This is a genomic window from Tsukamurella tyrosinosolvens, from assembly GCF_900104775.1.
Lineage (GTDB): Bacteria > Actinomycetota > Actinomycetes > Mycobacteriales > Mycobacteriaceae > Tsukamurella > Tsukamurella tyrosinosolvens.
In genome coordinates, this window is record NZ_FNSA01000003.1 from 537,734 (window position 1) to 563,903 (window position 26,170).

Genomic DNA, 26,170 nt, shown 5'->3' on the forward strand with positions numbered 1-26,170 from the left:
GGTAAGGTCGCGGATATGACGCAACCGCCTATCCCGAGTTCACGAAAGCGTGTCCCGCGACGTTCCTCGGGTGCGGGGCAGTGGATGCTCGGCGCGGTGATCCTGCTGGCGGTCGTCGGGACCGGCATGTGGGTCTTCTCCGAGGACCGCCGCTGGGGCCTGGTCTCGCTGATCCTGCTGGTCTGGGGCCTCGTCATCGCCGCCTTCCTCATCGCGCGCTACTCGCGCGACCTGCGCGCCGCCGAGTCGAAGGAGAGCGGCCTCAAGACCGTCTACGGGCTGCAGCTGGAGCGGGAGATCAGCGCGCGCCGCGAGTACGAGCTGCAGGTCGAGCGCGACATCCGCGCCGAACTCAAGACCGAGTCGAACGAGGAACTCACCGCCCTCAAGGCCGAGGTCCTGGCCCTGCGCGCCAACCTCGAGGAGCTCCTGGGCCGCGACCTGGGCCCGTCGTACACCGAGCTGTACGCCGCCGCGGAGCAGCGCGCCCTGGACGCCCAGCGCGCCAAGTCCGTCTTCGAGGACGACGACCGGTTCCGCGCGCAGCAGGACTTCGCGGGCGTGCCCGAGCCCGACGCCGCCGTCGACGACTACTACGGCGCCGCGTCCGTCGCGGACGAGCCGATCGACGAGGCCACCGTGACCGACGTGCCCGCTGCGCCCGTCCCGCCCGGTCCCTCGGGGCCGACGGTGCCGTCCGGCCCGGCGAGCAATCCCGCCGCGGACCGGCCGCAGGAGGAGTCGCCGACCACCGTCTTCCACGTCGTCACGGACGAGGCGCCCGCGGCTCCCGCCGCGCCCGCCGCCGCGACGGCCCCGGACTCGCAGCCGCCCGTCGACGTCGAGCACGTCGACCACGTCGCGGGCGACGACGAGCCCTTCGTGCCGCTCGCGCCGCAGTCCGGGTACCGCTCGCCGCTGCCGCCCCGCCCGTACACGCCGGACGCCCCGGCTACCCCGCCGTCGACGCCTCCGGCGGCGCCGTACTCCCCGTTCCAGTCCGCGCCGCCGCAGGCCCCGCAGTACCAGGGCCAGCAGTTCCCGGGCGGTCCGCAGCAGGGGCCCGCGGCGTCGGGCCCGCAGGGCCGGCCGTGGGCGCAGGATCAGCAGCGCACCCCGCCGCAGCAGGCGCCGGAGGACCGCGAGGAACAGCAGGTGGAGAGCGGTCACGCCGGCCAGCACACGTCCGGCAGCACCGTCGCCGACCTGATCGCGCGGATGAACGCCGACACCGAGCGCTCCGGCGGCGGCCGCCGCCGCAAGCCGGAGTGATGATCTAGCTCACACGTCGTTGCTCGCGCCACCTGCACGGGCATAGCCTTTCGGTGACCGTCTGGTACCCGCGACGCGGGACTGGAACGACCCCCTGGAGGCGTACGCCCATGCCCGAGTTCTCGGACTCGCCCGATGCTGTGGATCAGCTGGCGGGCATCCCCAATCCCCCCACCCCCGCGCGACTGTCCGTGGGCGTGATCTCCGCCGGCCGCGTCGGCACCGCCCTCGGCGCCGCCCTCGAGCGGGCCGGCCACATCGTCACCGCCGCGTCCGCACCGTCGAACCGCTCCCGTGACCGCGCCGCGCTCCGCCTGCCCGAGGCCCGCGTCGACGCCCCCGCCGTCATCGCCGAGAAGGCCGAGCTCCTGATCCTCGCCGTGCCGGACACCCAGCTCCCCGCGCTGGTCGACGAGCTCGCCGACCGCGTGAATCCGTCGGCGATCGTGCTGCACACCTCCGGCGCGCTCGGCGTCGCGGTGCTCGCACCGCTCGCGCGGCTCGGCTGCACCACCATCGCGTTCCACCCCGCCATGACCTTCGTCGACGATCCCGACGACACCGCCCGGCTCGCGGACTGCTGCGTCGGCATCACCGCCGCCGACGAGATCGGCCACGCCGTCGGCCAGGCCCTCGCGCTCGAGATCGGCGCCGAGCCCGTGCGCGTCCCGGAATCGGCCCGGCCGCTGTACCACGCGGCGCTCGCACACGGCGCGAACCACCTGGTCGCCCTGGTCGACGACGCCGTCGTCGCGCTGCGCGCCGCCCTCGCCGGCGGGGTCGGCCTGGACGATCCCGAATTCCTGGGCGGCGGCTCCGTCGACGCGCTGGCCGAGCGGGTGCTCGCGCCGCTGGCCCGCGCAGCCCTCGAGAACGCGCTCGCCCGCGGACCGTCCGCACTCACCGGGCCCGCAGCCCGCGGTGACGCCGCGGCCGTGACCCGCCACCTGGCCGCGATCGACGCCGTCGAGCCCGCCATCACCGACGCCTACCGCGCCCAATCCCGGCGCGCGGCAGCCCAATCCGGAACCTCAGCCATGATCGACCCCGTCCTCGAGAAGGAAAACCGATGAGCGCACCCACCCGTCCGTACACCCCCGGTCAGCTGACGGTGCACCACGATCCGGCGCAACTGACCAAGGTCACCGGCGCGCTGAAGTCCACCGGCCGGCAGATCGCGTTCGTGCCCACCATGGGCGCGCTGCACGCCGGCCATTTGGAGCTGGTGCACGCCGCGAAGCTGAACGGCGCGGTCGTCGTGGTCTCGATCTTCGTGAACCCGCTGCAGTTCGGCGCGAACGAGGACCTCGACGCCTACCCGCGCACCCTGGACGCGGACGTCGAGAAGCTGCGCGCCGCGGGCGTGGAGCTGGTCTTCGCGCCGTCGGCCGCCGACATGTACCCGAACGGCCCGCGCACCACGATCCAGCCCGGCCCCGCCGGCGTCGGGCTCGAGGCGGACAGCCGGCCGACGCACTTCGCGGGCATGCTCACCGTCGTCAACAAACTGCTCAACATCGTGCGGCCGCACACCGCCTACTTCGGCGAGAAGGACTACCAGCAGCTCGTGCTGGTGCGGCAGATGGTCACGGACCTCGACATGGACGTGAAGATCGTCGGCGTCCCCACCGTCCGTGAGGCCGACGGCCTGGCGATGAGCTCGCGCAACGTCTACCTCTCCGAGGCCGAGCGCGAGGCCGCGACCGCCCTCTCGGCGGCGCTGCTCGCCGGCGCCTACGCCGCGCAGGGCGGCGAGCCCGCCATCCTGGCCGCCGCGAACGAGGTGCTCGCCTCGCGGCCCGACATCCAGGTGCAGTACCTGGAGCTGCGCGCGCCCGACCTGGGCGTCGCGCCGGAGAAGGGCGACGGCCGGCTGCTGGTGGCTGCCAAGCTCGGCACGACCCGCCTGCTCGACAACGTGGGCATCGCCATCGGCACCGGATTCCTGGAGGAGGCGGAGTAATGCTGCGCACCATGATGACCAGCAAGATCCACCGCGCCACCGTCACCGAGGCGAACCTGCACTACGTCGGCTCGGTCACCGTCGACGCCGACCTGCTGGACGCGGCGAACCTCCTCGAGGGCGAACAGGTCGCCATCGTCGACGTGACCAACGGCGCACGCCTCGAGACGTACACCATCGCGGGCGAGCGGGGGAGCGGCGTCATCGGGATCAACGGCGCCGCCGCGCATCTGGTCAACCCGGGCGACATCGTCATCCTCATCGCGTACGGCCAGCTGAATGAGGAGGAGCTGAAGACCTACGCGCCCAGCGTCGTCTTCGTCGACTCCGCCAACAGGCCCGTCGAGCTGACCACGGACGCGGCGCACGTGCCCGACGGCTACGGCCTGGTCACGGGGCGCGTCTAGTGCTGCTGGCGATCGACGCCGGCAACACCTCGGTCACCGTCGGGCTGTTCGCGTCCGCGCAGGGCGAGGAGCTCCTCGGCACCTGGCGGCTGCGCAGCGACCCGCGGATGACCTCGGACGAGCTGGCGCTCATCCTGAACGGCTTCCTCACCGGCGCGGGCGTCGACCCCGCGGGGGTCACTGGCGTCAGCGTGCTGTCGACGGTGCCCGAGCTGCTGCGCTCGCTGCGCGCCGTGATGCCCCGCTACTACCCGGCGGCGGAGCACGTGATCCTCGAACCCGGCGTGAAGACCGGGGTGCCGCTGCTCGTGGACAACCCGCGCGAGGTGGGCACCGACCGCGTCGCCAACGCCGCCGGCGCCTTCGAGCTGATCGGCCGGGGCGCCGGTACGCCCTGCGTCGTGGTCGATTTCGGCACGTCGACGCGGGTGGACGTGGTCAGCGCCAAGGGCGAATTCCTCGGCGGCGCGATCGCCGCCGGCGTGGGGAGCGCGCTGGACGCGCTCGCCGAGCGGACCGTCGCGCTGCGCCGCGTGGAGCTGGTCGCGCCCCGGTCGGTGGTCGGGAAGAACACCGTCGAGGCGCTGCAGTCCGGCATCATCTACGGCTTCGCGGGCATGGTGGACGCGCTCGTCGGCCGGGCGCTCGACGTGGTCCCCGGGGCCCGGGTGGTCGCGACCGGCGGCTTCGACGAGGGCATCGCGCCCGAGTGCTCGACGGTCACCGACCACCGCGCCGATCTCACGCTGCAGGGCCTGCGGGCCGTGTACCTGCGGGAGAGCGCCAACCGGGCGCAGCGGGAGAAGCGTGCCCGGGATTCGCGTCACTGATGATCGCAACCCTTGCCGCCGCCCGTGGCGGGGTGCTAGCTTCGCTGTCATGAGCCAGGTGCGCAGCTGCATGGAGTGTTGTCGGGTCCGCTAGGAACCCGGCCCCCTTCCGCTGCCCGGACGCGTTCACCGCGCGCTCCGCCTCCCTCCTGGAGACTCCCCGATGCACCCCGTGCACTTCACCCCCGCCGCCGGCCAGATCGTCGTCGACGTCCGCGACCAGTCCGAGCGCAACCGCGACGGCATCCTCCCGGGCGCCGTCGCGCTCGACGCCGCGGCCGTCGCCGCGCGGCTCGTCCCCGGCCTCCCCACCAGCCTCGCCGCCGCGGGTCCCGACGCCCACTGGCTGCTGGTCAGCGGCAACGGCGCCACCGCCGCCGCCATCGCCACGCGCCTGCGGGACCGCGGCGTGCAGGCCTCGTCGGTCGACGGTGGCTTCCGGGCCCTCGCCCTGGGCATCGCGCCCGGCTCCGGCCGCACCGGCTCCTCCGAGGCCTACGAGCGGGCGCTGGCCCAGTTCGCCGCCCACGAGGCCTGAACTCGCGTCGACGGTCCGCCGGTAGAATGACGGCCCGTGACTACTGCACCCCTGGACGACTGGGTCTCCCGCCTCGCGGATGAGGCCGTGGCCTTCGCCGAGCGGAACGGGACACCCGTGAAGGTGGCCTCGGGGATCTCCCCGTCGGGCCCGATCCATCTGGGCAACCTCCGCGAGGTGATGGTGCCGCACCTGGTGGCCGACGAGCTGCGCCGCCGCGGGCTGCAGGTCGAGCACATCATCTCCTGGGACGACTTCGACCGCTTCCGCAAGGTCCCGAACGTCCCCGGCGTCGATCCGTCCTGGGAACAGCACATCGGTAAACCACTGACGCGCGTCCCGGCCCCGCACGGCTCCGATGCGGAGAACTGGGCCGAGCATTTCCGTCGCGAATTGCAGGGCGCGCTGGAGGATCTGGGCGTCGAGTACCGCGGAATCAGCCAGACGCAGATGTACACCTCTGGTGCGTATTCGGATCAGGTGCTGCACGCGATGGCGCAGCGCGGGCGCATTGACGCGATCCTGGAGCGTTATCGGACGCTCGATCGCGGAGAAACGCCCGCGGCGCCGGAGAATGCGGCGGAAACGGACACGGAATCCGGCGCCGATGCGGCGTCGGGTGCAGCGGAGGACGCGGACGGCTCGGGTGATTCGGGTTACTACCCGTACAAGCCCTACTGCTCCGTTTGCGGGACCGATTTCACCACCGTAACGGCGTACGACGACGAAACGACGGATCTCACGTACGTTTGCCGTTGCGGTCATACCGAAACGGTGGTGCTTCGCGATCACACCGACGGAAAACTGGTGTGGAAGGTCGATTGGCCGATGCGCTGGGCTTTCGAGAAGATCACTTTCGAGCCGTCCGGTGTCGATCACCAATCGCCCGGTTCGTCGTTCGCGGTGGGCAAGGACGTGGCGCCGATCTTCGATTGGAAGCGGCCCCTCGGTCCGATGTACGCCTTCGTCGGCATCCGCGGCATGGCGAAGATGTCGTCCTCGAAGGGCGGCGTGCCGACCGCCGCGGTCGCGCTGCGCTACCTCGAGCCGCCGCTGCTGCGCTGGCTGTACGGACGGAAGAAGCCCAACCAGTCCTTCGACGTGGCGCTCGACGGCGACCTGCCCCGCACCTACGACGAGTGGGACGCGCTGGTGCGCAAGATCGGGGGCGACAAGGCGCAGCCCGGCGACATCGCCGCGCACGCGCGGGCCGCATCCGTGCTGGACACGGCGTCGCAGCAGGTCCGCGAGCTGCCGCTGACGTCGCGCCCGATGCCCTACAAGACGCTGGCCTCGGTCGTCGACATCACCACCGGCGACGACGAGCAGACCCTGCGGATCCTGGCGGCCCTCGAGCCCGACCAGCCGCTCGACGCGCTGGCCCCCCTGCGGCCCCGTCTGGACCGCGCCACCGCCTGGGTGGCCGAGCAGATGCCGGCGGAGGAGCGCACCGTCGTGCGGAGCGAGCCGGACGCCGAGCTCCTGGCGTCCCTCACCGACGAGCAGCGCGAGGGCCTGCGGTTGCTCCTGGAGGGGTCCGGCACCCCCGCCCCGGCGGGGCTGGGCCGGCTCGAGGACGACTGGTCGCTCGCGGGTATCACCCACCAGGTGTACGGCGTCGCGAAGGTGCAGCGCGGGCTCGGCGCGGATCAGATCGTCAAGGGCGATAAGGAGCTGGCCGCCGCCCAGCGCGCATTCTTCGTTCTGCTCTATCGCCTCCTGGTGAGCAGCGATACCGGTCCCCGCCTGCCCACACTGCTACTCGCGATCGGCGCGGATCGGGTCCGTTCACTGGTGCAGCCCGGGTAGTACCGGGTATCGGCGAATAGCGCGTCACTCGCGCGTTTCGCCGGAATTCCGCGTGGTCCCCGTCGTGATCGTTACCCGATTGCGACAGATTTCGGCGATGTTCGAATCGAATCAATACGATTGATGTGTATACACTCGATTTGAACGACCAATGGAATCATTACTTCGAGAAGGGGCCAATACTATGGCGCGCAAGGTCACCGTTACGCTGGTCGACGACGTGGACGATACGCAGACCGCTGACGAGACCGTGGAATTCGGGTTGGACGGCGTCACGTACGAGATCGACCTGTCGACCAAGAACGCCGCGAAGCTGCGCGGGTCCCTGGAGGAATGGGTCGCGAACGCCCGGCGTGCCGGCGGCCGTAAGCGCGGTACCCGCGCGCTCGCCGCCCCGCGTGGCCGCACGCCGATCGACCGCTCGCAGAGCGCCGCGATCCGCGACTGGGCCCGCAAGTCCGGGATGAAGGTCAACGACCGCGGCCGCATCAGCCAGGACGTGATCGACGCGTACAACGCCGCCAACTGACGGCACCTCGACCTCACCCCGGCGCCCGGTGCGCCGGGGTGAGTCGTATCCGGGGCCGTTTCGCTCACGGCGGAACGGGGATCAAAACCCGCCGGAGGCGCGTTTGACCTGGTGTATCAGGAACGGACCAGTGGGCGACGGTGCCCGTGGGCCCCGACAGCGGGGCACTGCCGACACCACCGCTGACCGGTCCGAACTACAGTGAGAAGACGTTGATTGCAGACGGCTATCTGCGGGTCCGGCCTCGGCCGTTCCCCGAAGTAACCGGGATGTGAGGAAAATGGCCATGTTCGAGAGGTTCACCGACCGCGCTCGCCGCGTCGTCGTCCTGGCGCAAGAAGAAGCCAGGATGCTCAATCACAACTACATCGGCACCGAGCACATCCTCCTGGGCCTGATCCATGAGGGTGAAGGCGTGGCGGCCAAGGCCCTCGAATCGCTGGGCATCTCCCTGGAGGGAGTGCGCAGCCAGGTCGAGGAGATCATCGGGCAGGGGCAGCAGGCCCCGTCGGGCCACATCCCCTTCACGCCCCGTGCCAAGAAGGTCCTGGAGCTCTCGCTGCGCGAGGCGCTGCAGCTCGGCCACAACTACATCGGCACCGAGCACATCCTGCTCGGCCTGATCCGCGAGGGCGAGGGCGTCGCCGCCCAGGTCCTCGTGAAGCTGGGCGCCGATCTCAACCGCGTCCGCCAGCAGGTCATCCAGCTGCTCTCCGGCTACCAGGGCAAGGAGGGCGGCGGCGAGCCGGCCGGCGCCGGGGCCCGGACGAGCGGCGGTGGCGAGGCGGGCACCCCGTCGACCTCCCTGGTCCTGGACCAGTTCGGCAGGAACCTGACCGCCGCGGCGGCCCAGGGCAAGCTGGACCCGGTCATCGGCCGCTCCAAGGAGATCGAGCGCATCATGCAGGTGCTCTCGCGGCGCACGAAGAACAACCCGGTGCTGATCGGCGAGCCCGGCGTCGGCAAGACGGCCGTCGTCGAGGGCCTCGCGCAGGCGATCGTCAACGGCAACGTGCCCGAGACGCTCAAGGACAAGCAGCTCTACACCCTGGACCTCGGGTCCCTGGTGGCCGGCTCGCGCTACCGCGGTGACTTCGAGGAGCGCCTGCGGAAGGTCCTCAAGGAGATCGACACCCGCGGCGACATCATCCTGTTCATCGACGAGCTGCACACGCTCGTCGGTGCGGGTGCCGCCGAGGGCGCGATCGACGCCGCGTCGATCCTCAAGCCGAAGCTGGCCCGCGGCGAGCTGCAGACCATCGGCGCGACCACCCTCGACGAGTACCGCAAGTACATCGAGAAGGACGCCGCGCTGGAGCGCCGCTTCCAGCCCGTCCAGGTGGGCGAGCCGAGCGTCGAGCACGCCATCGAGATCCTCAAGGGTCTGCGCGACCGGTACGAGGCGCACCACCGCATCTCCATCACGGACAGCGCGCTGGTCGCCGCCGCCACCCTGGCGGACCGGTACATCAACGACCGCTTCCTGCCGGACAAGGCGATCGACCTCATCGACGAGGCGGGCGCGCGCATGCGCATCCGCCGGATGACCGCGCCGCCGGACCTGCGCGCCTTCGACGACAAGATCGCCGACGCGCGTCGCGAGAAGGAATCGGCGATCGACGAGCAGGACTTCGAGAAGGCCGCGTCGCTGCGCGACAAGGAGAAGCAGCTCATCGGCGAGCGCGCCGAGCGCGAGAAGCAGTGGCGTGCGGGCGATCTCGACGTCGTTGCCGAGGTCGACGAGGAGCAGATCGCGGAGGTCCTGGGCAACTGGACCGGCATCCCCGTGTTCAAGCTCACCGAGGAGGAGACCACCCGTCTGCTCCGCATGGAGGACGAGCTGCACAAGCGGATCATCGGCCAGGAGGACGCCGTCAAGGCGGTCTCGAAGGCGATCCGTCGTACGCGTGCGGGCCTGAAGGACCCGAAGCGCCCGTCGGGCTCGTTCATCTTCGCCGGCCCGTCCGGCGTGGGTAAGACGGAGCTGTCGAAGGCGCTCGCGAACTTCCTGTTCGGCGAGGACGACGCGCTCATCCAGATCGACATGGGTGAGTTCCACGACCGCTTCACCGCCTCGCGCCTGTTCGGTGCCCCTCCCGGGTACGTGGGCTACGAGGAGGGCGGCCAGCTCACCGAGAAGGTGCGCCGCAAGCCGTTCTCCGTGGTGCTCTTCGACGAGATCGAGAAGGCGCACAGCGAGATCTACAACACGCTGCTGCAGGTGCTCGAGGACGGCCGCCTGACGGACGGCCAGGGCCGCACGGTCGACTTCAAGAACACCGTGCTGATCTTCACGTCGAACCTCGGTACGGGCGACATCTCGAAGGCGGTCGGCCTGGGCTTCACGTCGGGCGACTCCGACGGTGCCAACTACGACCGGATGAAGCAGAAGGTCAACGACGAGCTCAAGAAGCACTTCCGGCCCGAGTTCCTCAACCGCATCGACGACATCGTCGTCTTCCACCAGCTCACGCAGGACCAGATCATCGAGATGGTCGACCTCATGCTGAACCGGGTGGGCAACGCGCTGAAGAACAAGGACATGGGGCTCGAGGTCAGCGACCAGGCCAAGTCGCTGCTGGCCAAGCGCGGCTTCGACCCGGTCCTCGGTGCCCGGCCGCTGCGCCGCACCATCCAGCGGGAGATCGAGGACGCGCTGTCCGAGAAGATCCTGTTCGGTGAGATCGCCGCGGGCCAGATCGTCGAGGTCGACGTCGAGGGCTGGGACGGCGAGGGCAAGGGCGAGGACGCGAAGTTCACCTTCGCCGGCAAGCCCAAGCCCGCGATCGACCTGGAGAAGTCCGACGACGGCGTGCCGGCCCTGGTGGCCGACGCCTCGTCCGGGACGACGCCGAGCGAGACCGCGTAACGCGGCCGACAGAGCCCGTTGAGGAGCCGTCACCCTTCGGGGTGGCGGCTCCTCGCGTTCTCCGTGGCCTCCGCCGGCGCAGTGGAGGTCCGGAGCCTGCCGATCTCCTCGCGCAGGGCGCCGACCTCCGCGGTGAGCTCGTCGACCTCCCGGTCGGTGCGGCGCGCGGTGGCGTCGACGGACTTGAGCTGGTCGACGACCCAACTGGTCGCGGTGCCGATCACGAAGCTGATGAGGCCGATGCCGACGACCATGAGCAGCAGCGCGACGATGCGGCCCTCGACGGTGACCGGATAGATGTCGCCGTAGCCCACGGTGGTGACGGTGACGGCGGCCCACCACAGGGCGTCGCCGTAGCCGGTGACCTTCGTATCCGGGGCGCCGCGCTCCGCGTCGAGGAAGGCCAGGCTGCACAGGAAGACCACGAGCACCGACGTGGTGCCCACGAAGACCGCGAGGCGGGCCCGGCTGAGCCGCGCCCGGTGGAGTCCGCCGATGAGGAGCGGGGCGGCGCGCAGTGCCCGCAGTGGGCGGAAGGGCGGCAGCGCGATCGCGATGAGGTCGATCGGGTGCGTCCGCACGAACCGCCAGCGGTCCGTCGACAGGCGCACCCGGATCGCGTAGTCGGCGACGAAGGCGGCCCAGATCGCGATGTCGCCGGCGTCGACGAGGCGGCGCACCAGCGGGCTCGGCGCGACGTCGAGGACCTGCACCGCGTAGACGGCGAGAAAGGCCAGGGCCAGGCCGATCATCACGGGATTCGTCCGACGCTCCCAGAGTTGCCTGCGGGTCACCGGCGAAAGGTACTCCGCGCGGGCCGGTCTCCGCTGGGGAACCGGCTGCGCCCCCTCGATTATATGCAATAGCATCGGATCGGAATCATGTGTTGAGGATGGGGGTGAGGGATGCGCTGGGCGGTGCGGAGGCGGATGTCGTGGGTCCTGCTGGGGCTGGCGTCGCTGACCTCGCTCGCCACCATGGGCATCCTGATCGACGAGGACGAGCTCGGCGGGTCCCTGTTCCTGGTGGGCGTGCTCCTGTTCGTCGCGGCGACCGTCGTGCACTGCCGGCGACGGTCCCGCTTGTTCCCGCTCGCGATCTGTTATGCGGTGGGCTTCGCGTTGATCCTGGTCGTGATCCTGGTGGCGGTCACGATCGGCCCTCACCGCGCGGGCGCGGGCGGTCACTGGGGGTGGCGCGACGCCGCGGTGACGATCGGGATGACGGCGTTGATGGCGCTCGCGACGTTGATCTGGTGCCTCGGCACGGACTCGTTCGCGCGGGCGGCCCGCTGGGCCGCGATCCCGCTGCTGGCGGGGGTCACGGCGAGCCTGCTCCCGCTCCCGGTGATCCACGATCGATCGGTCGCGGTCGCGATGGTGGCGGCGCTCGTGGCGGTGGTGCTGTGCGAGGTCTCTCCCGAGGCGGAGGAGCCGCGGAGTACCCCGGAGCCCGTGGAGGCGGGAACGCCGTGACCTGGTCGGTGCGGGCCGGGTCGGAAAACCGCTGGTGCTCGAACCGACGGGGTGCGACGCTCGGGGCGTGCTGACCGACGAGCAGGTGGAGGACTTCGTCCGCGACGGGTACGTCGCGCTCCGCGGGGCGTTCAGCGCCGCGACGGCGGCCGCGGCCCGGGACGTGCTGTGGGCGGAGATGGCGTCGTCGGGCATCGACCGGGACGACCCGTCGACCTGGGACCGGCCCGTGATCCGCCTGGGCGAGCACGACGAGCCCCCGTTCCGGGAGGCGGCGGCCTCGCCGCTCGTCGCGGCGGCGGCGGACCGTCTGGCCGGGCCCGGGAAGTGGGTGCCGCGCGTCTCGATCGGCACCTTCCCCGTCCGCTTCCCGTGCGAGGACGGCCCCGGCGACGACGGCTGGCACGTCGACGCGAGTTTCCCGGGCGAGCAGCCGGAGGCGTTCCTGCACTGGCGGGTGAACGTGCGCAGCAAGGGCCGCGCGCTGCTCATGCTGTACCTGTTCTCGGACATCGGCGACGACGATGCCCCGACGCGGCTGCGCGTGGGCTCGCACCGCGCGTTGGCAGCGATGCTGCAGCCGTACGGGGAGGAGGGAGCGGAGATGGGCGCGCTCGTCCCGGAGTTCGCGGCGACCGAGGGGCTGCCGGAGGTGCGGGCGACGGGCGCCGCCGGCGACGTCTACCTCTGCCATCCCTTCCTCGTGCACGCCGCGCAGGCACTGCTGCCCGGTCCGGGGCGCGGCGCGCGGTTCCTGGCGCAGCCCGCGCTGCTCGGGCCGCCAGCAGACCTGGACCGGCCCGACGAGGAGCTCACCCCGGTGGCGCGGGCGATCGTCCTGGGTTGCCGCGGGTAACGATCACAGAGAGCGGATCGGTGGCGCCGCGCGTCGGCCGTGCGCACGCTCGGTGGACCCGGCCGCGCGGCGTGCCGGGCGGTGGTGGGGCGCGCACCGTCGGAATCGGCGGGAGTAGGTTGGCAGCATGACCGAGGCCGGATTCGACCAGCGCACGTTCCGACATGTGATGGGGCAGTTCTGCACCGGCGTCACGATCATCGCGACGTCCGACGCCGCGGAGAAGCCGGTCGGCTTCGCGTGCCAGTCGTTCGCCGCGCTGTCGCTGGACCCGCCGCTCGTGCTGTTCTGCCCGATGAAGACCTCGCGCACCTGGAAGCACATCGAGGCGTCCGGGAAGTTCGCCGTCTCCGTGTTGGGGCAGGAGCAGGAGTCGGTGAGCGCCGCGTTCGGTCGGTCGGTCGACGACAAGTTCGACGGGCTGCGGTGGACGCCGTCGCCGCTCGGCAATCCGACCATCGACGGCTCCCTCACATGGATGGATTGCACGCTGGAGAACGTCCTCGACGGCGGCGACCACCACATCGCCATCGGCCGGGTGCACCATCTCGGTGACGTCGACGACGCGAAGCCGCTCCTGTTCTACCGCGGCGCGTACCTCTCCACCAATCACCCGCAGCAGCACCCCGCGTCCAGCCTCGAGTCGTTCCTCACCTGGGACTCGGGCGCCTGGCTCTGATCGGCTCCCGCGGCTCCGCCCGGTAGCTCCCCGCCCCGGTCAGAAGGGTGGCGCTCACTGCCCGTACGTGTACCGCAGGTCGGCGAAGACCAGCGTGCTCACCCGTCGCGCGACGTGGCGGGTGTGCTCGGGGCCGGGGAGGGGGGCGTCGGCGTACAGCGCCCAGTGCACGTCGGAGCCACCGTCGCCGGGCTCCAGCGAGAAGACCACGCGCAGGTCCGGTCGGTCCGGCCACAACGACGACCACTCCACGCGCGACGGCGCCTCCACCTGGAGCACCGTGGGGGCGACCTCGTCGTCCGTCAGTCGCAGCCAATGCCGGACGGTGCGCGGCGCGGGCGCGGCCAGGTCCGCGCACACGACACGCGGCGGCGCCGGAAGATTCCGGCGCCGCGAGGCGATCTCGTGCGAGCCGGCTACTGCGCGGCCTGACCGGCGACGTCGAGGACGACCTCGAACTCCAACAGGTCGGCGCCCGAGGCGACGGGCTTGCGGCCCTCGCCGCCGCCGGGGCTGCGCTCGCCGGCGTGCGCCTGCCGGGCCGGCCCGTCGCGCCACGCGGCGAAGTCCTCCTCCGACTCCCACTGCGTGACGACGAAGTAGCGGTCGTCGCCCTTGACCGGGCGCAGCAGCTGGAAGCCGAGGAAGCCGGGCGAGTTCTCCACGGCGTGCGCGCGCTGCGCGAACCGCTTCTCGAGCTCGGGGCCCGCGCCCTCGGGGACGTGGATGGCATTGATCTTCACTACGCTCATGACACTCGATTCTTGCAGGTCAGATGGTGTTCTTCTTGGTGGCTGCGCGATGCGTGCCCTCTGTGCGCCAGATTCCCTGCTGTGCGATCTCGCCCACTGCTGGTCACAGTAATACGCGAAGCCTCGATTGCGGCGTCCTGACCGCGCGATCCTCGACGGCTGCGCTCTGCATCCGTGGCACTGACCCCGAGCCGGTGGGGAGCCGGTCGGGACCCGCTCCGCCACGGGAAGGATCGCGGACGCCACGCCTTCGCGCGATGCCGACGATGCGGTCTCACAGTGAGCGTGGCGGGTCGGAGCATGGGTGGAACGGGATGAGAGACAGCCTGCGGAATCCGCCCACAGCGGCGATGGCTGCGATGAGAGCGAGCATCGCCAACCAGGTGAGCCACGATGTCGGCACGAGGACGGTGAAGCCGGGAGTGGGGTCGGTGATGCCCACCGCGGCCGGGATCTGGTTGGCGATCATGTTCGATGAGCCGTGCAGCGCGACGGCCGGCCAGATGCTGTTCGAGGACAGCCGGATCCACGCCATGACGATGCCGAGAAGAACGTGGGCGGTGGTGAACATCACCGTCGCACGCAGCCCGTCGAGGCCCGGATACCCGTAGCCCTGCATGGTCAATGGCGCGTGGAAGAGCCCCCACAGGAGTCCGGCCGCGAGCATTCCCGGCCACAAGCCGAGGGGGAGCAGTCGAGGAAGTAGATATCCCCAGCCCAGTTCCTCCCCGAGGACGAGAACGGTTGCTGGTACGAGGGAAACCAGCCCTATCGCCATCGCGCTCATCAGGCCGGCGACAGGGAACGGTTGGTGCAGCTGAAACCGGCCGAGGGCCACCGCGAGGGCCAGCGCGGTCGCCACGATTCCCAGGGGGATCGCGATGCCGAGCAGCAGATGGCCGGCGAGTCGGCGTAGCGGTCGATGCGGCACGAGTCCGGTCAGCTCGAGGAAGTCACGCGGGCTGCGTAATTGCCCCGAACTCGCGGCAGCCGCGAGCATCCCCACCGCTGGTGTGAACATCGCGACGCCACCGAACCGGAGCTGGTCTCCGGCGTCGTGGATATCCCCGAGCATTCCCCAGGCGACACCCACCGCAGACACTCCGGCGAACGTGACGGCGAGGAACACGACCAGTTCCCGCACCGGTACCCGGCAGGGAACGGGGACATCGACCCGACGGACGTGCCGGCGCGACGGCGCGCGCCGCGTCGAATCCCTGGCGGTGGTGACCGAGCGGCCGGCGTTGCTGGGCCCGTCAGTCGTCACCTCGGTGACGTCGTCTTCGTGCGGCACCATTTGCTCCCATCGATGATCGTCTCGGTTCCGGGACCGCCGCGTCACCGGGGCGAGCCGCTCAGCGAGGCCTCATCGTGGGAGCAATCGGAGCAACCGCACGCGCTCCCCATGGGCAGTGACTCGGTGACCGGGCTTTCGCACCGTCCGGAACGGCGACCGAGGCTTCCTCCGACGCACGCTAGTGGAGCCACGACCAGTCCGAATCAGGTGAATCCCCCATGGAGACCCCCATCCGGGGACGAGGTGGCGGTCGCCGCCGCGGCGCTCGTCGGCAGGGGCGCGATCGACTGCCGATACGCCCGACGGTACCGCCGCCCGAACCGGTAGGTTGGGCCGCGTGGATGAGTGTGTGGGCCTGAGAGATTGGGGTGGCCGCGAGGGGGCGGGCCCGATCGTGCTGCTGCACGGTCTCATGGGCCGAGGGCGCACGTGGCGCCGGCAGATCCCGTGGCTGCGCCGCTACGGCCGGGTGTTCACGTTCGACGCCGAATTCCACCGCGGCCCCGGCTTTCCCGTGCCGCCGGACGACATCAGCACCGAGCGCTTCGTCGCCGACGTCGCCGAGATCCTCACCTGCCTCGACCAGGGCCCGGCGACGCTGATCGGCCACTCCATGGGCGGCCTCCACGCCTGGTGCACCGCCGCCGAGTACCCCGAGCTGGTGCGCGCCCTCGTGGTCGAGGACATGTCGCCCGAGTTCACCGGCCAGTCCACCGATGCCTGGGCGCCGTGGTTCGCGAGCTGGCCCGAGCGGTTCGCCTCGCAGGCCGAGTGTGCGGCGCTGTTCGGGCCGGTCGCCGGGCGCTACTTCTACGAGGCCTTCGACGACGGTGCGCTGCACGGCGAGCTCGACGTCTTCCGCTCCATCGCCGACCACTGGGGCCCGCGCGATCACTGGCCGCAGTGGCGCGCCGTGCAGGCGCCCACCCTGCTCGTCGAGGCCGAATTCACCGTCGTGCCGCCCGGGGTGGGGGAGCGCATGGTCAGCTCCTACTCCGGCTCCGACCTGCGGTATCTCAAGGTCGACGGTGCCGGCCACCTCGTCCACGACGACGCCCCCGGCGTGTTCCGCGGCGCCGTCGAGGCCTTTCTCTCCGGTCTGGACTGACCGGTGCCGGAGGGGGACACCGTCCACAACCTGGCCGCGCGACTGCGGCCGGTGCTCGAGGGGGAGGTGCTCACCGCCTGCGACATCCGGGTGCCGCGGTACGCCGCCGTCGACCTGACGGGTCGCACGGTCGGATCCGTGACCGCGCGCGGGAAACACCTGCTGATCAACGCCGGGAACGCGGTGATCCACAGCCATCTCAAGATGGAGGGCGAGTGGCACGTGTACCGCCCCGGCGAGCGGTGGCGCCGCCCCGCCCACACGGCCCGCGCCGTGCTCGCCGTCGACGGGGCGCAGGTGGTCGGGTTCTCCCTCGGGACGCTCGAGATCCTCACGCCCGCCGAGGCCGACGGTGCCCTCGCGCACCTCGGGCCAGACCCGCTCGGACCCGACTGGGACGCCGACCGCGCCGCGGCGAACCTCGCGGCCGCACCCGGCCGCCCCGTCGGGCTGGCGCTCCTGGACCAGACCGTCCTGGCCGGGGTGGGCAACGTCTACCGGAACGAGCTCTGTTTCCTGCGCGGCGCGCACCCGGCGACGCCGGTCGGGGAGTGCGGCGACCCGCTCACCTGGGCCGACGGTGCCGCGCGGCTCCTGCGGGCCAACCTCGGGCGGACGCGCAGGGTGACGACCGGCGTCGACCGGAACGGCATGCGGGCCTTCGTCTACGACCGCGCGCGACGGCCCTGCCTGCGCTGCGGGACGGCCATCGTCGCGGGCGCGCTCGGCGGCGCGGGGGACGCCGAGCGGGCGATCTGGTGGTGCCCGCGATGCCAACCGCAGAGCGCTAACTAACTAGTTGGTTGACAGTCGCGCAAGTCCGCCCTACTCTTTCAACTAACCAGTTAGTTGAATGCAAGGGAGATCGATATGTACCAGGTCAGCGATCAGACGGGACGGACCTTCGTGGTCACCGGATCGAACAGCGGAACGGGCAAGGAGGCCGCCAAGCGGCTCGCCGCCGCGGGCGCCGCCGTCGTCATGGCGGTCCGCACGGTGGAGAAGGGGGAGGCCGCGCGCCGGGAGATCCTCGCGCAGGTACCCGGTGCGGACCTCACCGTCCGGCGTCTCGACCTCGCGGACCTGGCGTCCGTGCGGGCCTTCGCCGACGGCATCGTCGCCGACGAGGTGGCGGTCGACGCGCTCGTCAACAACGCGGGCGTGATGACGCCGCCCGAGCGGTTCGAGACCGCCGACGGCTTCGAGCTGCAGTTCGGCTCGAACTTCCTCGGGCCGTTCGCCCTGACGAATCTGCTGCTCCCGGTGCTGCTGCAGTCGGCGTCGCCGCGCGTCACGACGATGAGCTCCGGCGTGGCGAATTTCGGCCGCATCGACTTCGACGATCCGCAGTCCCAGCGGAAGTACTCTCCGACCCGCGCCTACGGCCAGTCGAAGCTCGCCGACCTGCTCATGGCGAACCACCTCGCCGCCGAGAGCGAGCGCCGCGGCTGGCGCCTGCTCAGCGACGCGGCGCACCCCGGCTACACCCAGACCAACCTCCAGACCGCGGGCGCGAGCCTCGGCGCGGGCAGTGAGCGCGAATCCGTGGTCACCCGTTTCGCCGGCCGCTTCCTGCCCTCCCAGCAGCCCGAGCAGGGCGCGGAGCCGCTTCTCTTCGCCGCGAGCGATCCGGAGGCCCGCAACGGTGAGTACTACGGCCCGCAGGGACGATTCGGGCTCGTCGGGGCGCCGGGGGTGACCAAGAAGAACGCGCGGATGCGGGACGCCGACGTCGCCGCCGAGCTGTGGAAGTACGCTGCCGAGGTGACCGGAACCGACCTGCCGCGCGATGCCGCCCGCGCCTAAGCAACAGCGGCCGCCCTCCGTCAAAGGGCAGCGCGACGCTGCCGCGACCCGTGCCCGGCTGCTCGACGCCGCGACCGTCGAGTTCGCCGAGCACGGGCTCGCGGGCGCGCGCGTCGACCGGATAGCCGCTGCCGCCGAGGCCAACAAGCAGTTGATCTACGCCTACTTCGGCAACAAGCGGCAGCTCTTCGACGCCGTCATCGAGGGCCGCGTCGCGGAACTGTTGGAGACGGTGCCCTTCACGGCCGAGGACCTGCCCGGATACGCCGTGCGGCTGCGCGCCTTCAACCGCGCCCACCCCGAATTGATGCGGCTGGTGCTGTGGCACACCTTGGAGTGCCCGGGGGAGCTGTTGGCGCTCGAGTTCACATCGGACTCGAACGCGAAGAAGATCGCCGCGATCCGGGCGGCACAGGATGCGGGAGCGATCACCGCGGGGACGTCCGCGCCGGCGCTGCTCCTTGAGGTGATCGCGCTGATCCACGGCGACATCCTGTCCGGCGGTAGCGAGGCCGCCGAGGTGGCGCTGGACGACGACGCCCTCGCCGCCGCCGTGCGGCGGCTCGCCGCGCCGTAGCGCTCAGGCGCAGCGGCTCAGGGGCGCGGGGGCAGCTCGCAGCCGTCGGGGCCGCAGGCCTCGGCGTCGTCGCCGCCGATGACGGTGAGCGGTTCCTCGCCGCGGGCCTTCGCCAGCGCCTCGGCGAAGACCTCGGGCGGCTGCGCGCCCGAGACGGCGTACTTGCCGTCGAAGACGAAGAACGGGACGCCGCCGATGCCGATGCGCTTCGCGGTCTCCTCGTCGGCGCGGACGGCGTCCGCGTAGGCCGTCGGATCGTCGAGCACCGCACGGGCGGCGGCAGCGTCGAACCCCGCGGACTCGGCGATGGCGACGAGGCGGTCGCGGCTGCCGAAGGCGGGCTCGGGCTCGGCGAAGTTCGCCGCGTAGAGCGCGTCCAGCAGCGCCTCCTGGCGGCCGAGCTCCAGCGCCCAGTGGAGGAGGCGGTGCATGTCGAAGCTGTTGCCGCTGTCGCGGCCGTCGACCTGGTAGCTCAGGCCGAGCTGCTGCGCCTGCGCGCCGAGGCCTCGCTCGTTGGCGGCGGCCTGCGCCTCGCTGATGCCGTACTTGGCCGCGATCCGCGGGATGACGGGCTCCGAATCGCCGGCGGTGGGGTCGAGTTCGTACGAGCGGTGGATCACCTCGACCTGATCACGCTGCGGGAACGCGGCCAGCGCCTCCTCGAAGCGGGCCTTCCCGATGTAGCAGAAGGGGCAGTTGATATCGGTCCAGACGTCCACGCGCATGGAGGGTGCAACGTACGGAGGTGCGTGGAGATTCCGTCGGCTGGGCGACTGCTGTCAGAAGACCCAATCGCGGCGCAGTTGCTCCTCATCCGGACGATCGTTGGGCCAGCGGTACTTGGACACGAATCCGACCGGGATCATCTGCTCGGCGGGTGGGAGCACGAATCCCGCGAGGTCGTCGAGGTCGGCGAACGCGAGCGGGTCCGCCAACTTCCACCACGGAGAGTGGCCGTTGTAGAGCTGGTGATAGGGGTGGTGCCCTACCTCCTGCGCCGCGTGCGTCAGATCGCTCGAGACGAGGAAGGTGAGGCGTTCGATGCCATCGCTGCGGTGCAGCAAGCGCCGCGGTTCGAACCTATCCGATTCGGCGTGTAGGTCGAACCTCTCGACAATTGCTGCGGCCTCCGATGGTGTGGCCTCGACGAAGAGCGCGGTGCACGTGTCAGTGGGGAAGGACATGGTCTCCTGCAAGCGAGACCACCGCTCACTGCGCGGTTCCACGTACTGAACGAACATGTGGCTCCAGACCCTAAACTGATAGGAAGCGTTCCGAACTGCGGAGCGGTTCGACCCTCAGTCGCCGAACCGCGCCGTCCAGAAGGGCAGGTTGCGCCAGTAGTCGACATCTTGGGCGGCCCCGTCGAATGTGAACGCGCTGAGGCTGTCGAGGTGACGGCCCACACCTCGAGGGACGGACCAAACGGTGTCCTGGCTGGTGTACAGGTACCAGCGTCGAGGCGGCATGGGAGAATCCCATCTCACGCGTACCGAGACACCGTCGCCGGGGTTGCTCACGACAGTCCCCGTCATCAAGATGTCCATCGCGGAAACCAGGTTGCCGCGTGCATCGAAGGGAACGCCCTCGCTGACATTGCGTCGTCGCCGAACCGCAATGCGCTCGCCGGCGAGCATCTCTTGAACCTTGTGCTCGTACTTCGGGTCTGGGTCCATTCGCCATTCCCCGTTGGCTCGGAATTCTTCGGGCATGTTCCGACGAGATGAGACTGGACCTGCGTTGACAAACCAATCGATCTCGATGTCATCAGGAACGGACTCGACGAGTTCGGGTGCCGGCTCGGACGGTAGTGGCTGCGCCGTCGCGTTCTCTTCGGCCACACTCTCATCGGGCCCGATCGGCGAATCGTCTTCCGCTGCTGCGGGTCTAGTGAAACCGCGAGCCTGGTAGACGTCTTCGACCACCTGTGGGCAGTGGTAGCGCGTGTACACGCTCGGGTGCTTGCGCATCACGCTGTACGCCAGTGTCTGTGCACCGCGTCGTACGGCATCGTCGGCGAGGAGAGCGTCGACTGCCGCCAGGGATGTGGCGCGAATGATCGCGACGTCCCCGAAGTCGTCGTACCCGCGGATGTCCACGCGCAGGACGTCTGGGTGCAGCTGGGTTAGCCGCCGCCGCTCCGTGATGCCAGCGGACTCCGCTGGAACGTTGATGAAGCCGTGGTTGTCTTTGAAGACGACGAAGGTCTCCATACGCCCCACGGAGACGCACAGGAGTCGATCGCCCCCCGATGCGCCAGTGCTCACATTCCACCCGTGGAATTCGGTCCTACGCGGTGCCGGGATGCAGGTCTCCAAATAGGTTCGCAACGTCGAGACGATACGTGTGTGGTCCGGCCGGGATCGGAAGCGTTTCGCCGCGGTGTGGTATTTCATTGACTGCTGAACCGCGATCGGCTTCAAGGGCGACGGGTCGTTCTCATTGAACGACGCAGCATCTGAGACCCAGGCGGCCTGCTCCTCGTCGTCGAGGAGGTCGATGAGCTCGTTCTTGTGCGAGGTATAGCTCGCGTGGGTGGTGTTGCGGCACTGCTTCGGTACGACCCGGTTGAGCCGATAAATCAGTCCCCGTTCGGCAGCACGCAGCTGCGGCTTGGAGAGCGTTTTGCGGAGGAATCGAACTTCGGCGACTTCGTCGCCCCAGTGGCGCATGTGGCCGCCCATCCGAGATCGGAGATCGACGGATTCTCCGAGGTAGTAGGTATCGTTGGTGAAAATGAGGAGGTAGAAGCCCGAGTATCGGGCGCCCGGCTTCCCTCCGATCTCTGACTTGGATCCCTCGAATTGGACCGCCGGGCGGAAGCCCTCGGCGTCGGCCCACTGGTCGACGGCTGCTCGGATACTCATTCTGCGGCCTCGCGGCGCTCGGACGGGGCGAAGGCTGGCATGGAGGCTCCGATATCGTCGAGCTTCGCAGATCGGTAGTCCCGAACCTTGCGGCCTACCATCTCCTGCGTGTACTTCGCCTTGTCGCGCGCGTAGGTGACCGCGTAGTCACCATGTACGCCGATACTGCGGCCAACCTCGATCGCGTCCTGGTCCGCACCCATGTACAGGAACTGCCAGTCGTATTTCTCGGTCTGGTGCTCGACCATCGCCTTTATCGCGGCGTGTGAGTACTCGGTACTGGCGTTCTCGTGACCATCGGTCATGATTGCGACGATGACGGTTCCTGGCCGCTCACTCTCGTTCAACGCTGCGAGTTCGATGCCAGCATCGTGGATCAGTCTTCCCATGGAGTCGAGCAAAGCGGTGCGGCCGCGGGGATGAAGATCCAAATGCGGGACATCGCAGATAGAGGTTGAGGTATAGACGATCTCGTACGCTTCGTCGAACTGGGCTAGCGAGACGAAACAAGTCCCGTCGCCGGCGCGCTGTTCTTCGATGAAGGCGTCGAAACCCTCCTCGGTGGCACTCTTGATCGATGCCATCGAACCGGAGCGATCAAGAAGGAAATAGATGTGAGTCTTGCGGGCATCAGTCATTGTGTTCCCCACTTCTTGAGGTAGTTGATTGTTCTATTTTCGGCGGCGGGGCGTGAACTGTAAAGCGGGAGTTGGGATATCTTCGTCGCGTTCTTTGTCGTACCGCGCGCGTTCGACGCCCGCGGCGGTCACGCGACCGGCGCTATTCGCATAGCCGCCGAGCGTGCGAGTCTTCGCGAGGCGGGGACCAACGGCATTCTCGGTGAGTCCTGCGCCCGCCCCGGCGGCGCGGATCGACGTGCCCTCGTCGACGACTGCGCGAGCCATGGTTTCGTCGATGAGTGCGGTGAGCTCGTTGATTCCCTCTCGAAGAGGGATCAGCGCGTCAGTGTCGGACTTGCCGGCGGCAGCAGAGAGTAACGCGATGATTCGCTGCAAGGCGTCGGGTTCAGGTGGCATGACTCACCGTATCTCAGTAACTGCGCATCCGCAATAACTGCGGGACATGCGATACTGGTGGCGGCGGACTCGCGAGGGAATCGATACGTTCGGGCCGCTGCAAGCGTTCACTTGGCGATTGCGCGCTCACAGAGGTCGGCGAGCGCGTCCCGCAGCTCGGGGTCGGGCAGATGGCCCAGGCCGCGCAGCGCGGGGCCCAGGTCGCTCAGTTGCAGCCAGCCCGCGAGTTGTCGCGGCGAAGGCTCGGGGCCGAGGAGGAGCGGAAGGGCTTCGGCCGCGATGGCGTCGAGGTCCGCGGTTCCCGCCACCGCGCGCCGGAGCGCGGGGTCGCCACCGATGCCGACGGCGCCGATGCGCCGGAAGGTGCGGACCGATTGGTCGACGTAGCCCGCAATGAGCGCGCTGCGGCGCGCGGCGGGGTCGGGGAGTGCCGCGGCGTCGTCCACGAGTGCGCGCAGCGCCTGCGCGTGCGGCGCGACGACGCCGCCGAGTATGGACTCCTTCGTGCGGAAGTAGTAGTAGACGTTCGCCTTCGTCACGCCGGCGCGGTCCGCGACCTGCTGCAGGGAGGTGCGGTCGAAGCCCTGCTCCGCGATCAGCGCCTCGGCGGCCGCCAGGATCGCCGCCCGGGTCCGCTCCGCCTGCTCCGCTCGCCTGCTCACGCTCCCATGTTACCTTTGGTTAGCCGATCGGCTAACAAAAGAGGGAAGACCATGGCCACAGCACTCGTCACCGGTGGCACCGGCTTCGTCGCTGGATGGACGATCGCGGCGCTGCTCGACCGCGGCGACACCGTGCGCACGACGGTGCGCGACGCGGCGAAGGCGGACGCCGTTCTCGCGCCGTTCCCGAATGCCGACGGGCGGCTCACGGTCGTCCGGGCGGACCTGCTCGGCGACGACGGCTGGGCCGAGGCGACCGCCGGGTGCGACGTCGTGCACCACGTCGCCTCGCCGCTCACCGCCACGCGAGACGAGGAGCAGGTGATCCGCCCCGCGGTCGACGGGGTGCTCCGGGTGCTCCGGGCCGCACGGGATTCCGGCGTGCCGCGCGTGGTGGCGACCTCGTCGTGCGGCGCCGTGTACTACGGCCACCCGCCGCAGGCGGAGCCGTTCGACGAAACGGACTGGACCGACGTCGACGGCGGGCCGATGAGCGCGTACGTGAAGTCCAAGGCGCTCGCCGAGCGCGCCGCCTGGGACTTCATGGACCGCGAGGGCGGCGACCTCGCACTCACGACGGTCTGTCCGACCGGCATCTTCGGACCGGCCCGCTCCGCCGACGCGACCTCGTCGCTGCGGCTGATCGACGGCCTGCTGTCCGGTCGCCCGCCGGCCGTCTCGAACGTTCATCTGAACGTCGTGGACGTGCGTGACGTCGTCGACCTGCACCTGCGGGCCGCCGACGCCGACCTGGCCGCGGACCGTCGCTACATCGCCGCGACGGACGGCGTGATCTCCATGCTCGACATCGCCCGCGAGCTGCGCGTCCGCCTCGGCGATCGCGCGAAGCGGGTGCCTACCCGCGCGATCCCCGACGTGGTACTGCGCGTCGTCGGCCGGTTCGACCCCGAGGTGGGCGATCTCGTGCCGCTCCTCGGACAGACCCGCTCCGCGTCGAGCGCGCGGGCCCGCGACGAGCTCGGCTGGCGGCCCCGCGCCTGGCAGGACGCGGTGACCGCCTCCGCCGAGAGCCTGCTGGAGCTCAGACCGCGTACGTGACGCCCGTGAGCTTCTCCGAGACGGCCCACAGCTCGGCCCACTTGGCCTTGTCCTTGGACACCGCGGTGGTGGAGCACTTGCCCACCGGGCCGCGGGACTGGAAGAGCTGGGTCGGGCCCCACCAGGGGTGCGGGTCGAGGTCGGCGTCGGTCGCGGCCAGGATCAGCGACTGTGCGGCCTTCTCCGGCGGGTTGTTGAGCAGCGCCACGGCCGGCTTCATCACGAGATCCAGCGGGGTGTCCGTACGGGCGAACAGGCCGGTGGCCGAAACGCCGGGGTGCACGTAGTACGCCCGCTTCTCCGAACCGGCGGCCTCGAACCGGCGCTGCAGCTCGCGTGCGAACATCATGTTCGCGAGCTTGCTCTGCCCGTACGCCTCGGTGCGCAGGTACTTGCGGTTCTCGTAGTTCGGGTCGTCCATGCGCCAGCGGTAGTTCTGCCGGTGCGCGACCGACGAGACCGCGACGACGCGGTCCGTCAGCCGGTCCAGCAGCAGGCCGGTCAGCGCGAAGTGCCCGAGATGGTTGACGCCGAACTGCATCTCGAAGCCCTGCTTGGTGCGGCGCAGCGGGATGTTCATCAGGCCGGCGTTGTTGACGAGCACGTCGACCTCGCCGGTGCGATCCGCGAAGGCGCGCACCGAATCCAGGTCGGCCAGGTCCAGGGCCTCGACGGTCACGTCGCCGTCGATCCCGTCGGCGATGCGCTGGGCGCCCGCGACGTCGCGGCACGCCATCACGACGCGGCCGCCGGTGGCGGCGAGGTGGCGCGTCACGACCTCGCCGAGGCCCCCGTTCGCGCCGGTCACTACATAGGTGGTGGTCATGGCGGCCAGCCTACGAGGCGCTCGCGGGACGCGCCGCGCGGCCGTAGCGCTCCCGCGCCTCCGCGGGCGTGACGGTGCCCGACGGCTCGTCGGCCTGGTCGAAGTGACGGCGCAGGATCCCGCCCGTCATGGGCGCGACGAGCGCGCCGAGGCGGACGGTGCCCGCGGCGTGCTGGGCCGACGCGGCGTGGACCGCGAGGCGGACGGCGAGCGGGTACGCCCCGTCGACGATCCCGGGCTGGTCGAAGCCGCCCATCTCCCGCATCCACGCCGGCAGGGTCGCGACGGTCGCGGGCGCGATGAGCGAGCTGCCGACGCGCAGCTTCAGCCCGCGGTCGCGGGTGCGCAGCAGGTAGTGCATGCCGGTGCGGGCGCGCTCGGTGAGCGCGAGCGTCGGCCGGACGCCCGCGAAGTACTCCCGCACCTCGTCGCGCGAGGCGGGCACGTCCGCGGGGTCGCAGGTCTGCAGCTCGGCGGCGACGACGCAGTCGCGCCAGTACCGCGCCTCCTCGTCGGGGGAGAGCGGGCCGGGCCCGAACATCTCGTAGCACTTGAGCACCGAGTGCCAGCCGGTCACGTGGATCCACAGCTGCGAGGCGGGGTTGTTGGCGCTGTACCGCTTACCCGTGATCGGCTCGATCCCCGTGGCCTTGCGGTGCACGTCCATGAGGTGCTCGGACGCCTCGATCGCGGTCTTCGAGTCCGCGGTCGCGACGAGCAGGAAGTAGGCGAGCGTCCGGTCGAGCCGGCCGAACGGGTCGGTGTAGATCCCCGCCGAGTCCGCGACCGCGGCGGTGAGGTTCGGGTCGAAGTGTTCCAACACCACCGAGCGCTGGAATCCGATGAGCGCGGTGGGCGAGGCCCACACCTTCCACGTGGGCGAGTCCGAACCGAAGAATCCCTGGTCGGTGACGCGCAGCGGGCCGTCTGAGAGCATCATGGCCCGAATCTA

The 26,170-nt window shown here is 70.3% G+C and carries 29 protein-coding genes; 17 read left to right on the forward strand and 12 right to left on the reverse strand.

What is annotated here, in order from left to right; translation table 11 throughout:
* The first annotated feature begins 15 nt into the window (after positions 1–15).
* The 9 genes from BLW32_RS27370 (at position 16) to BLW32_RS03965 (ending at position 10,217) form a co-directional block, all read left to right on the forward strand.
* Positions 16–1,272, forward strand: a complete 1,257-nt coding sequence (locus BLW32_RS27370; protein ID WP_156486387.1) for a DUF6779 domain-containing protein — start codon at positions 16–18, stop codon at positions 1,270–1,272.
* A 110-nt stretch (positions 1,273–1,382) separates the two neighbouring features.
* The gene (locus tag BLW32_RS03930; RefSeq protein WP_068740732.1) at positions 1,383–2,345 is read left to right on the forward strand and encodes a Rossmann-like and DUF2520 domain-containing protein; all 963 of its coding nucleotides are present in this window, start codon (positions 1,383–1,385) and stop codon (positions 2,343–2,345) included.
* Entirely contained in the window at positions 2,342–3,235 is an 894-nt protein-coding gene (gene panC, locus BLW32_RS03935) for a pantoate--beta-alanine ligase (protein ID WP_068740733.1), read from the forward strand. Before BLW32_RS03930 ends, panC begins: the two co-directional genes overlap by 4 nt.
* The gene (panD, locus tag BLW32_RS03940) at positions 3,235–3,642 is read left to right on the forward strand and encodes an aspartate 1-decarboxylase (RefSeq protein ID WP_068523667.1); all 408 of its coding nucleotides are present in this window, start codon (positions 3,235–3,237) and stop codon (positions 3,640–3,642) included. The genes panC and panD overlap by 1 nt, the downstream gene beginning before the upstream one ends.
* Positions 3,642–4,472, forward strand: coding sequence for a type III pantothenate kinase (locus BLW32_RS03945; protein ID WP_068523670.1), 831 nt, complete (start codon positions 3,642–3,644; stop codon positions 4,470–4,472). Before panD ends, BLW32_RS03945 begins: the two co-directional genes overlap by 1 nt.
* 163 nt (positions 4,473–4,635) lie before the next feature.
* Positions 4,636–5,010 (forward strand): rhodanese-like domain-containing protein, encoded by a 375-nt coding sequence (locus BLW32_RS03950; RefSeq protein WP_068523672.1) that lies wholly within the window; start codon positions 4,636–4,638, stop codon positions 5,008–5,010.
* Between the two features lie 36 nt (positions 5,011–5,046).
* Positions 5,047–6,819: a lysine--tRNA ligase gene (lysS, locus tag BLW32_RS03955; RefSeq protein WP_068740734.1), complete on the forward strand. Its 1,773-nt coding sequence runs from the start codon at positions 5,047–5,049 to the stop codon at positions 6,817–6,819.
* 184 nt (positions 6,820–7,003) lie between these two features.
* The gene (locus BLW32_RS03960) at positions 7,004–7,348 is read left to right on the forward strand and encodes a histone-like nucleoid-structuring protein Lsr2 (protein ID WP_068523676.1); all 345 of its coding nucleotides are present in this window, start codon (positions 7,004–7,006) and stop codon (positions 7,346–7,348) included.
* 286 nt (positions 7,349–7,634) lie between these two features.
* Positions 7,635–10,217, forward strand: coding sequence for an ATP-dependent Clp protease ATP-binding subunit (locus tag BLW32_RS03965; RefSeq protein WP_068523677.1), 2,583 nt, complete (start codon positions 7,635–7,637; stop codon positions 10,215–10,217).
* 29 nt (positions 10,218–10,246) lie between these two features.
* Here BLW32_RS03965 and BLW32_RS03970 read toward each other — a convergent pair whose 3' ends face one another.
* Positions 10,247–11,011 carry a potassium channel family protein gene (locus tag BLW32_RS03970; RefSeq protein ID WP_068740735.1) on the reverse strand — a complete coding sequence of 255 codons (765 nt, stop codon included), beginning with the start codon at positions 11,009–11,011 and terminating at the stop codon, positions 10,247–10,249.
* A gap of 135 nt (positions 11,012–11,146) precedes the next feature.
* On the opposite strand from BLW32_RS03970, the gene BLW32_RS03975 reads away from it, so the two are divergent.
* The 3 genes from BLW32_RS03975 to hsaB all read left to right on the forward strand — a co-directional run bounded on the left by BLW32_RS03975 (position 11,147) and on the right by hsaB (position 13,227).
* A complete protein-coding gene (locus BLW32_RS03975; RefSeq protein ID WP_068740736.1) occupies positions 11,147–11,692 on the forward strand; it encodes a hypothetical protein in 546 nt (181 codons plus the stop codon).
* Positions 11,693–11,759: 67 nt separating this feature from the next.
* Entirely contained in the window at positions 11,760–12,548 is a 789-nt protein-coding gene (locus tag BLW32_RS03980) for a phytanoyl-CoA dioxygenase family protein (RefSeq protein WP_068740737.1), read from the forward strand.
* 127 nt (positions 12,549–12,675) lie between these two features.
* Positions 12,676–13,227, forward strand: a complete 552-nt coding sequence (hsaB, locus tag BLW32_RS03985; protein ID WP_068523685.1) for a 3-hydroxy-9,10-secoandrosta-1,3,5(10)-triene-9,17-dione monooxygenase reductase subunit — start codon at positions 12,676–12,678, stop codon at positions 13,225–13,227.
* 54 nt (positions 13,228–13,281) lie between these two features.
* Here the strand turns inward: hsaB and BLW32_RS03990 are convergent, their stop codons facing one another.
* From BLW32_RS03990 to BLW32_RS04000, 3 genes are all read right to left on the reverse strand, one after another.
* Positions 13,282–13,587, reverse strand: coding sequence for a hypothetical protein (locus BLW32_RS03990; protein WP_231857320.1), 306 nt, complete (start codon positions 13,585–13,587; stop codon positions 13,282–13,284).
* A 56-nt stretch (positions 13,588–13,643) separates the two neighbouring features.
* Entirely contained in the window at positions 13,644–13,979 is a 336-nt protein-coding gene (locus BLW32_RS03995) for an antibiotic biosynthesis monooxygenase family protein (protein ID WP_068523688.1), read from the reverse strand.
* A gap of 274 nt (positions 13,980–14,253) precedes the next feature.
* A complete protein-coding gene (locus tag BLW32_RS04000; protein ID WP_068740738.1) occupies positions 14,254–15,276 on the reverse strand; it encodes a CPBP family intramembrane glutamic endopeptidase in 1,023 nt (340 codons plus the stop codon).
* 349 nt (positions 15,277–15,625) lie between these two features.
* Between BLW32_RS04000 and BLW32_RS04005 the strand changes: the two genes are divergently transcribed.
* From BLW32_RS04005 to BLW32_RS04020, 4 genes are all read left to right on the forward strand, one after another.
* A complete protein-coding gene (locus BLW32_RS04005) occupies positions 15,626–16,384 on the forward strand; it encodes an alpha/beta fold hydrolase (protein ID WP_231857321.1) in 759 nt (252 codons plus the stop codon).
* A gap of 3 nt (positions 16,385–16,387) precedes the next feature.
* Entirely contained in the window at positions 16,388–17,179 is a 792-nt protein-coding gene (locus BLW32_RS04010; protein WP_068740740.1) for a DNA-formamidopyrimidine glycosylase family protein, read from the forward strand.
* Positions 17,180–17,254: 75 nt separating this feature from the next.
* Positions 17,255–18,190 carry an SDR family oxidoreductase gene (locus BLW32_RS04015; protein WP_068740741.1) on the forward strand — a complete coding sequence of 312 codons (936 nt, stop codon included), beginning with the start codon at positions 17,255–17,257 and terminating at the stop codon, positions 18,188–18,190.
* Complete coding sequence (locus BLW32_RS04020; RefSeq protein WP_068740742.1) at positions 18,174–18,767, forward strand: TetR/AcrR family transcriptional regulator; 594 nt, start codon at positions 18,174–18,176, stop codon at positions 18,765–18,767. The genes BLW32_RS04015 and BLW32_RS04020 overlap by 17 nt, the downstream gene beginning before the upstream one ends.
* Before the next feature lie 17 nt (positions 18,768–18,784).
* On the opposite strand, the gene BLW32_RS04025 is transcribed toward BLW32_RS04020, so the two are convergent.
* The 6 genes from BLW32_RS04025 to BLW32_RS04050 form a co-directional block, all read right to left on the reverse strand.
* Entirely contained in the window at positions 18,785–19,492 is a 708-nt protein-coding gene (locus tag BLW32_RS04025; protein WP_068740743.1) for a DsbA family oxidoreductase, read from the reverse strand.
* A 54-nt stretch (positions 19,493–19,546) separates the two neighbouring features.
* Complete coding sequence (locus BLW32_RS04030) at positions 19,547–19,951, reverse strand: hypothetical protein (RefSeq protein ID WP_139286059.1); 405 nt, start codon at positions 19,949–19,951, stop codon at positions 19,547–19,549.
* Positions 19,952–20,065: 114 nt separating this feature from the next.
* On the reverse strand, positions 20,066–21,634 hold the full coding sequence (locus tag BLW32_RS04035; RefSeq protein WP_068740745.1) for a GIY-YIG nuclease family protein: 1,569 nt from the start codon (positions 21,632–21,634) through the stop codon (positions 20,066–20,068).
* Positions 21,631–22,272: a vWA domain-containing protein gene (locus BLW32_RS04040; protein ID WP_068740746.1), complete on the reverse strand. Its 642-nt coding sequence runs from the start codon at positions 22,270–22,272 to the stop codon at positions 21,631–21,633. The genes BLW32_RS04035 and BLW32_RS04040 overlap by 4 nt, the downstream gene beginning before the upstream one ends.
* A gap of 33 nt (positions 22,273–22,305) precedes the next feature.
* Positions 22,306–22,671, reverse strand: coding sequence for a hypothetical protein (locus BLW32_RS04045; protein WP_074850352.1), 366 nt, complete (start codon positions 22,669–22,671; stop codon positions 22,306–22,308).
* A gap of 107 nt (positions 22,672–22,778) precedes the next feature.
* Positions 22,779–23,333, reverse strand: a complete 555-nt coding sequence (locus tag BLW32_RS04050; RefSeq protein ID WP_068740747.1) for a TetR/AcrR family transcriptional regulator — start codon at positions 23,331–23,333, stop codon at positions 22,779–22,781.
* 51 nt (positions 23,334–23,384) lie between these two features.
* Here BLW32_RS04050 and BLW32_RS04055 point away from each other — a divergent pair, with 51 nt between their 5' ends.
* Entirely contained in the window at positions 23,385–24,392 is a 1,008-nt protein-coding gene (locus BLW32_RS04055) for an NAD-dependent epimerase/dehydratase family protein (protein ID WP_068740748.1), read from the forward strand.
* Here BLW32_RS04055 and BLW32_RS04060 read toward each other — a convergent pair.
* Positions 24,376–25,218, reverse strand: coding sequence for an SDR family NAD(P)-dependent oxidoreductase (locus BLW32_RS04060; RefSeq protein WP_068740749.1), 843 nt, complete (start codon positions 25,216–25,218; stop codon positions 24,376–24,378). The genes BLW32_RS04055 and BLW32_RS04060 overlap by 17 nt on opposite strands.
* Before the next feature lie 10 nt (positions 25,219–25,228).
* Positions 25,229–26,158, reverse strand: a complete 930-nt coding sequence (locus tag BLW32_RS04065; protein WP_068740750.1) for an oxygenase MpaB family protein — start codon at positions 26,156–26,158, stop codon at positions 25,229–25,231.
* Between the last annotated feature and the right edge of the window lie 12 nt (positions 26,159–26,170).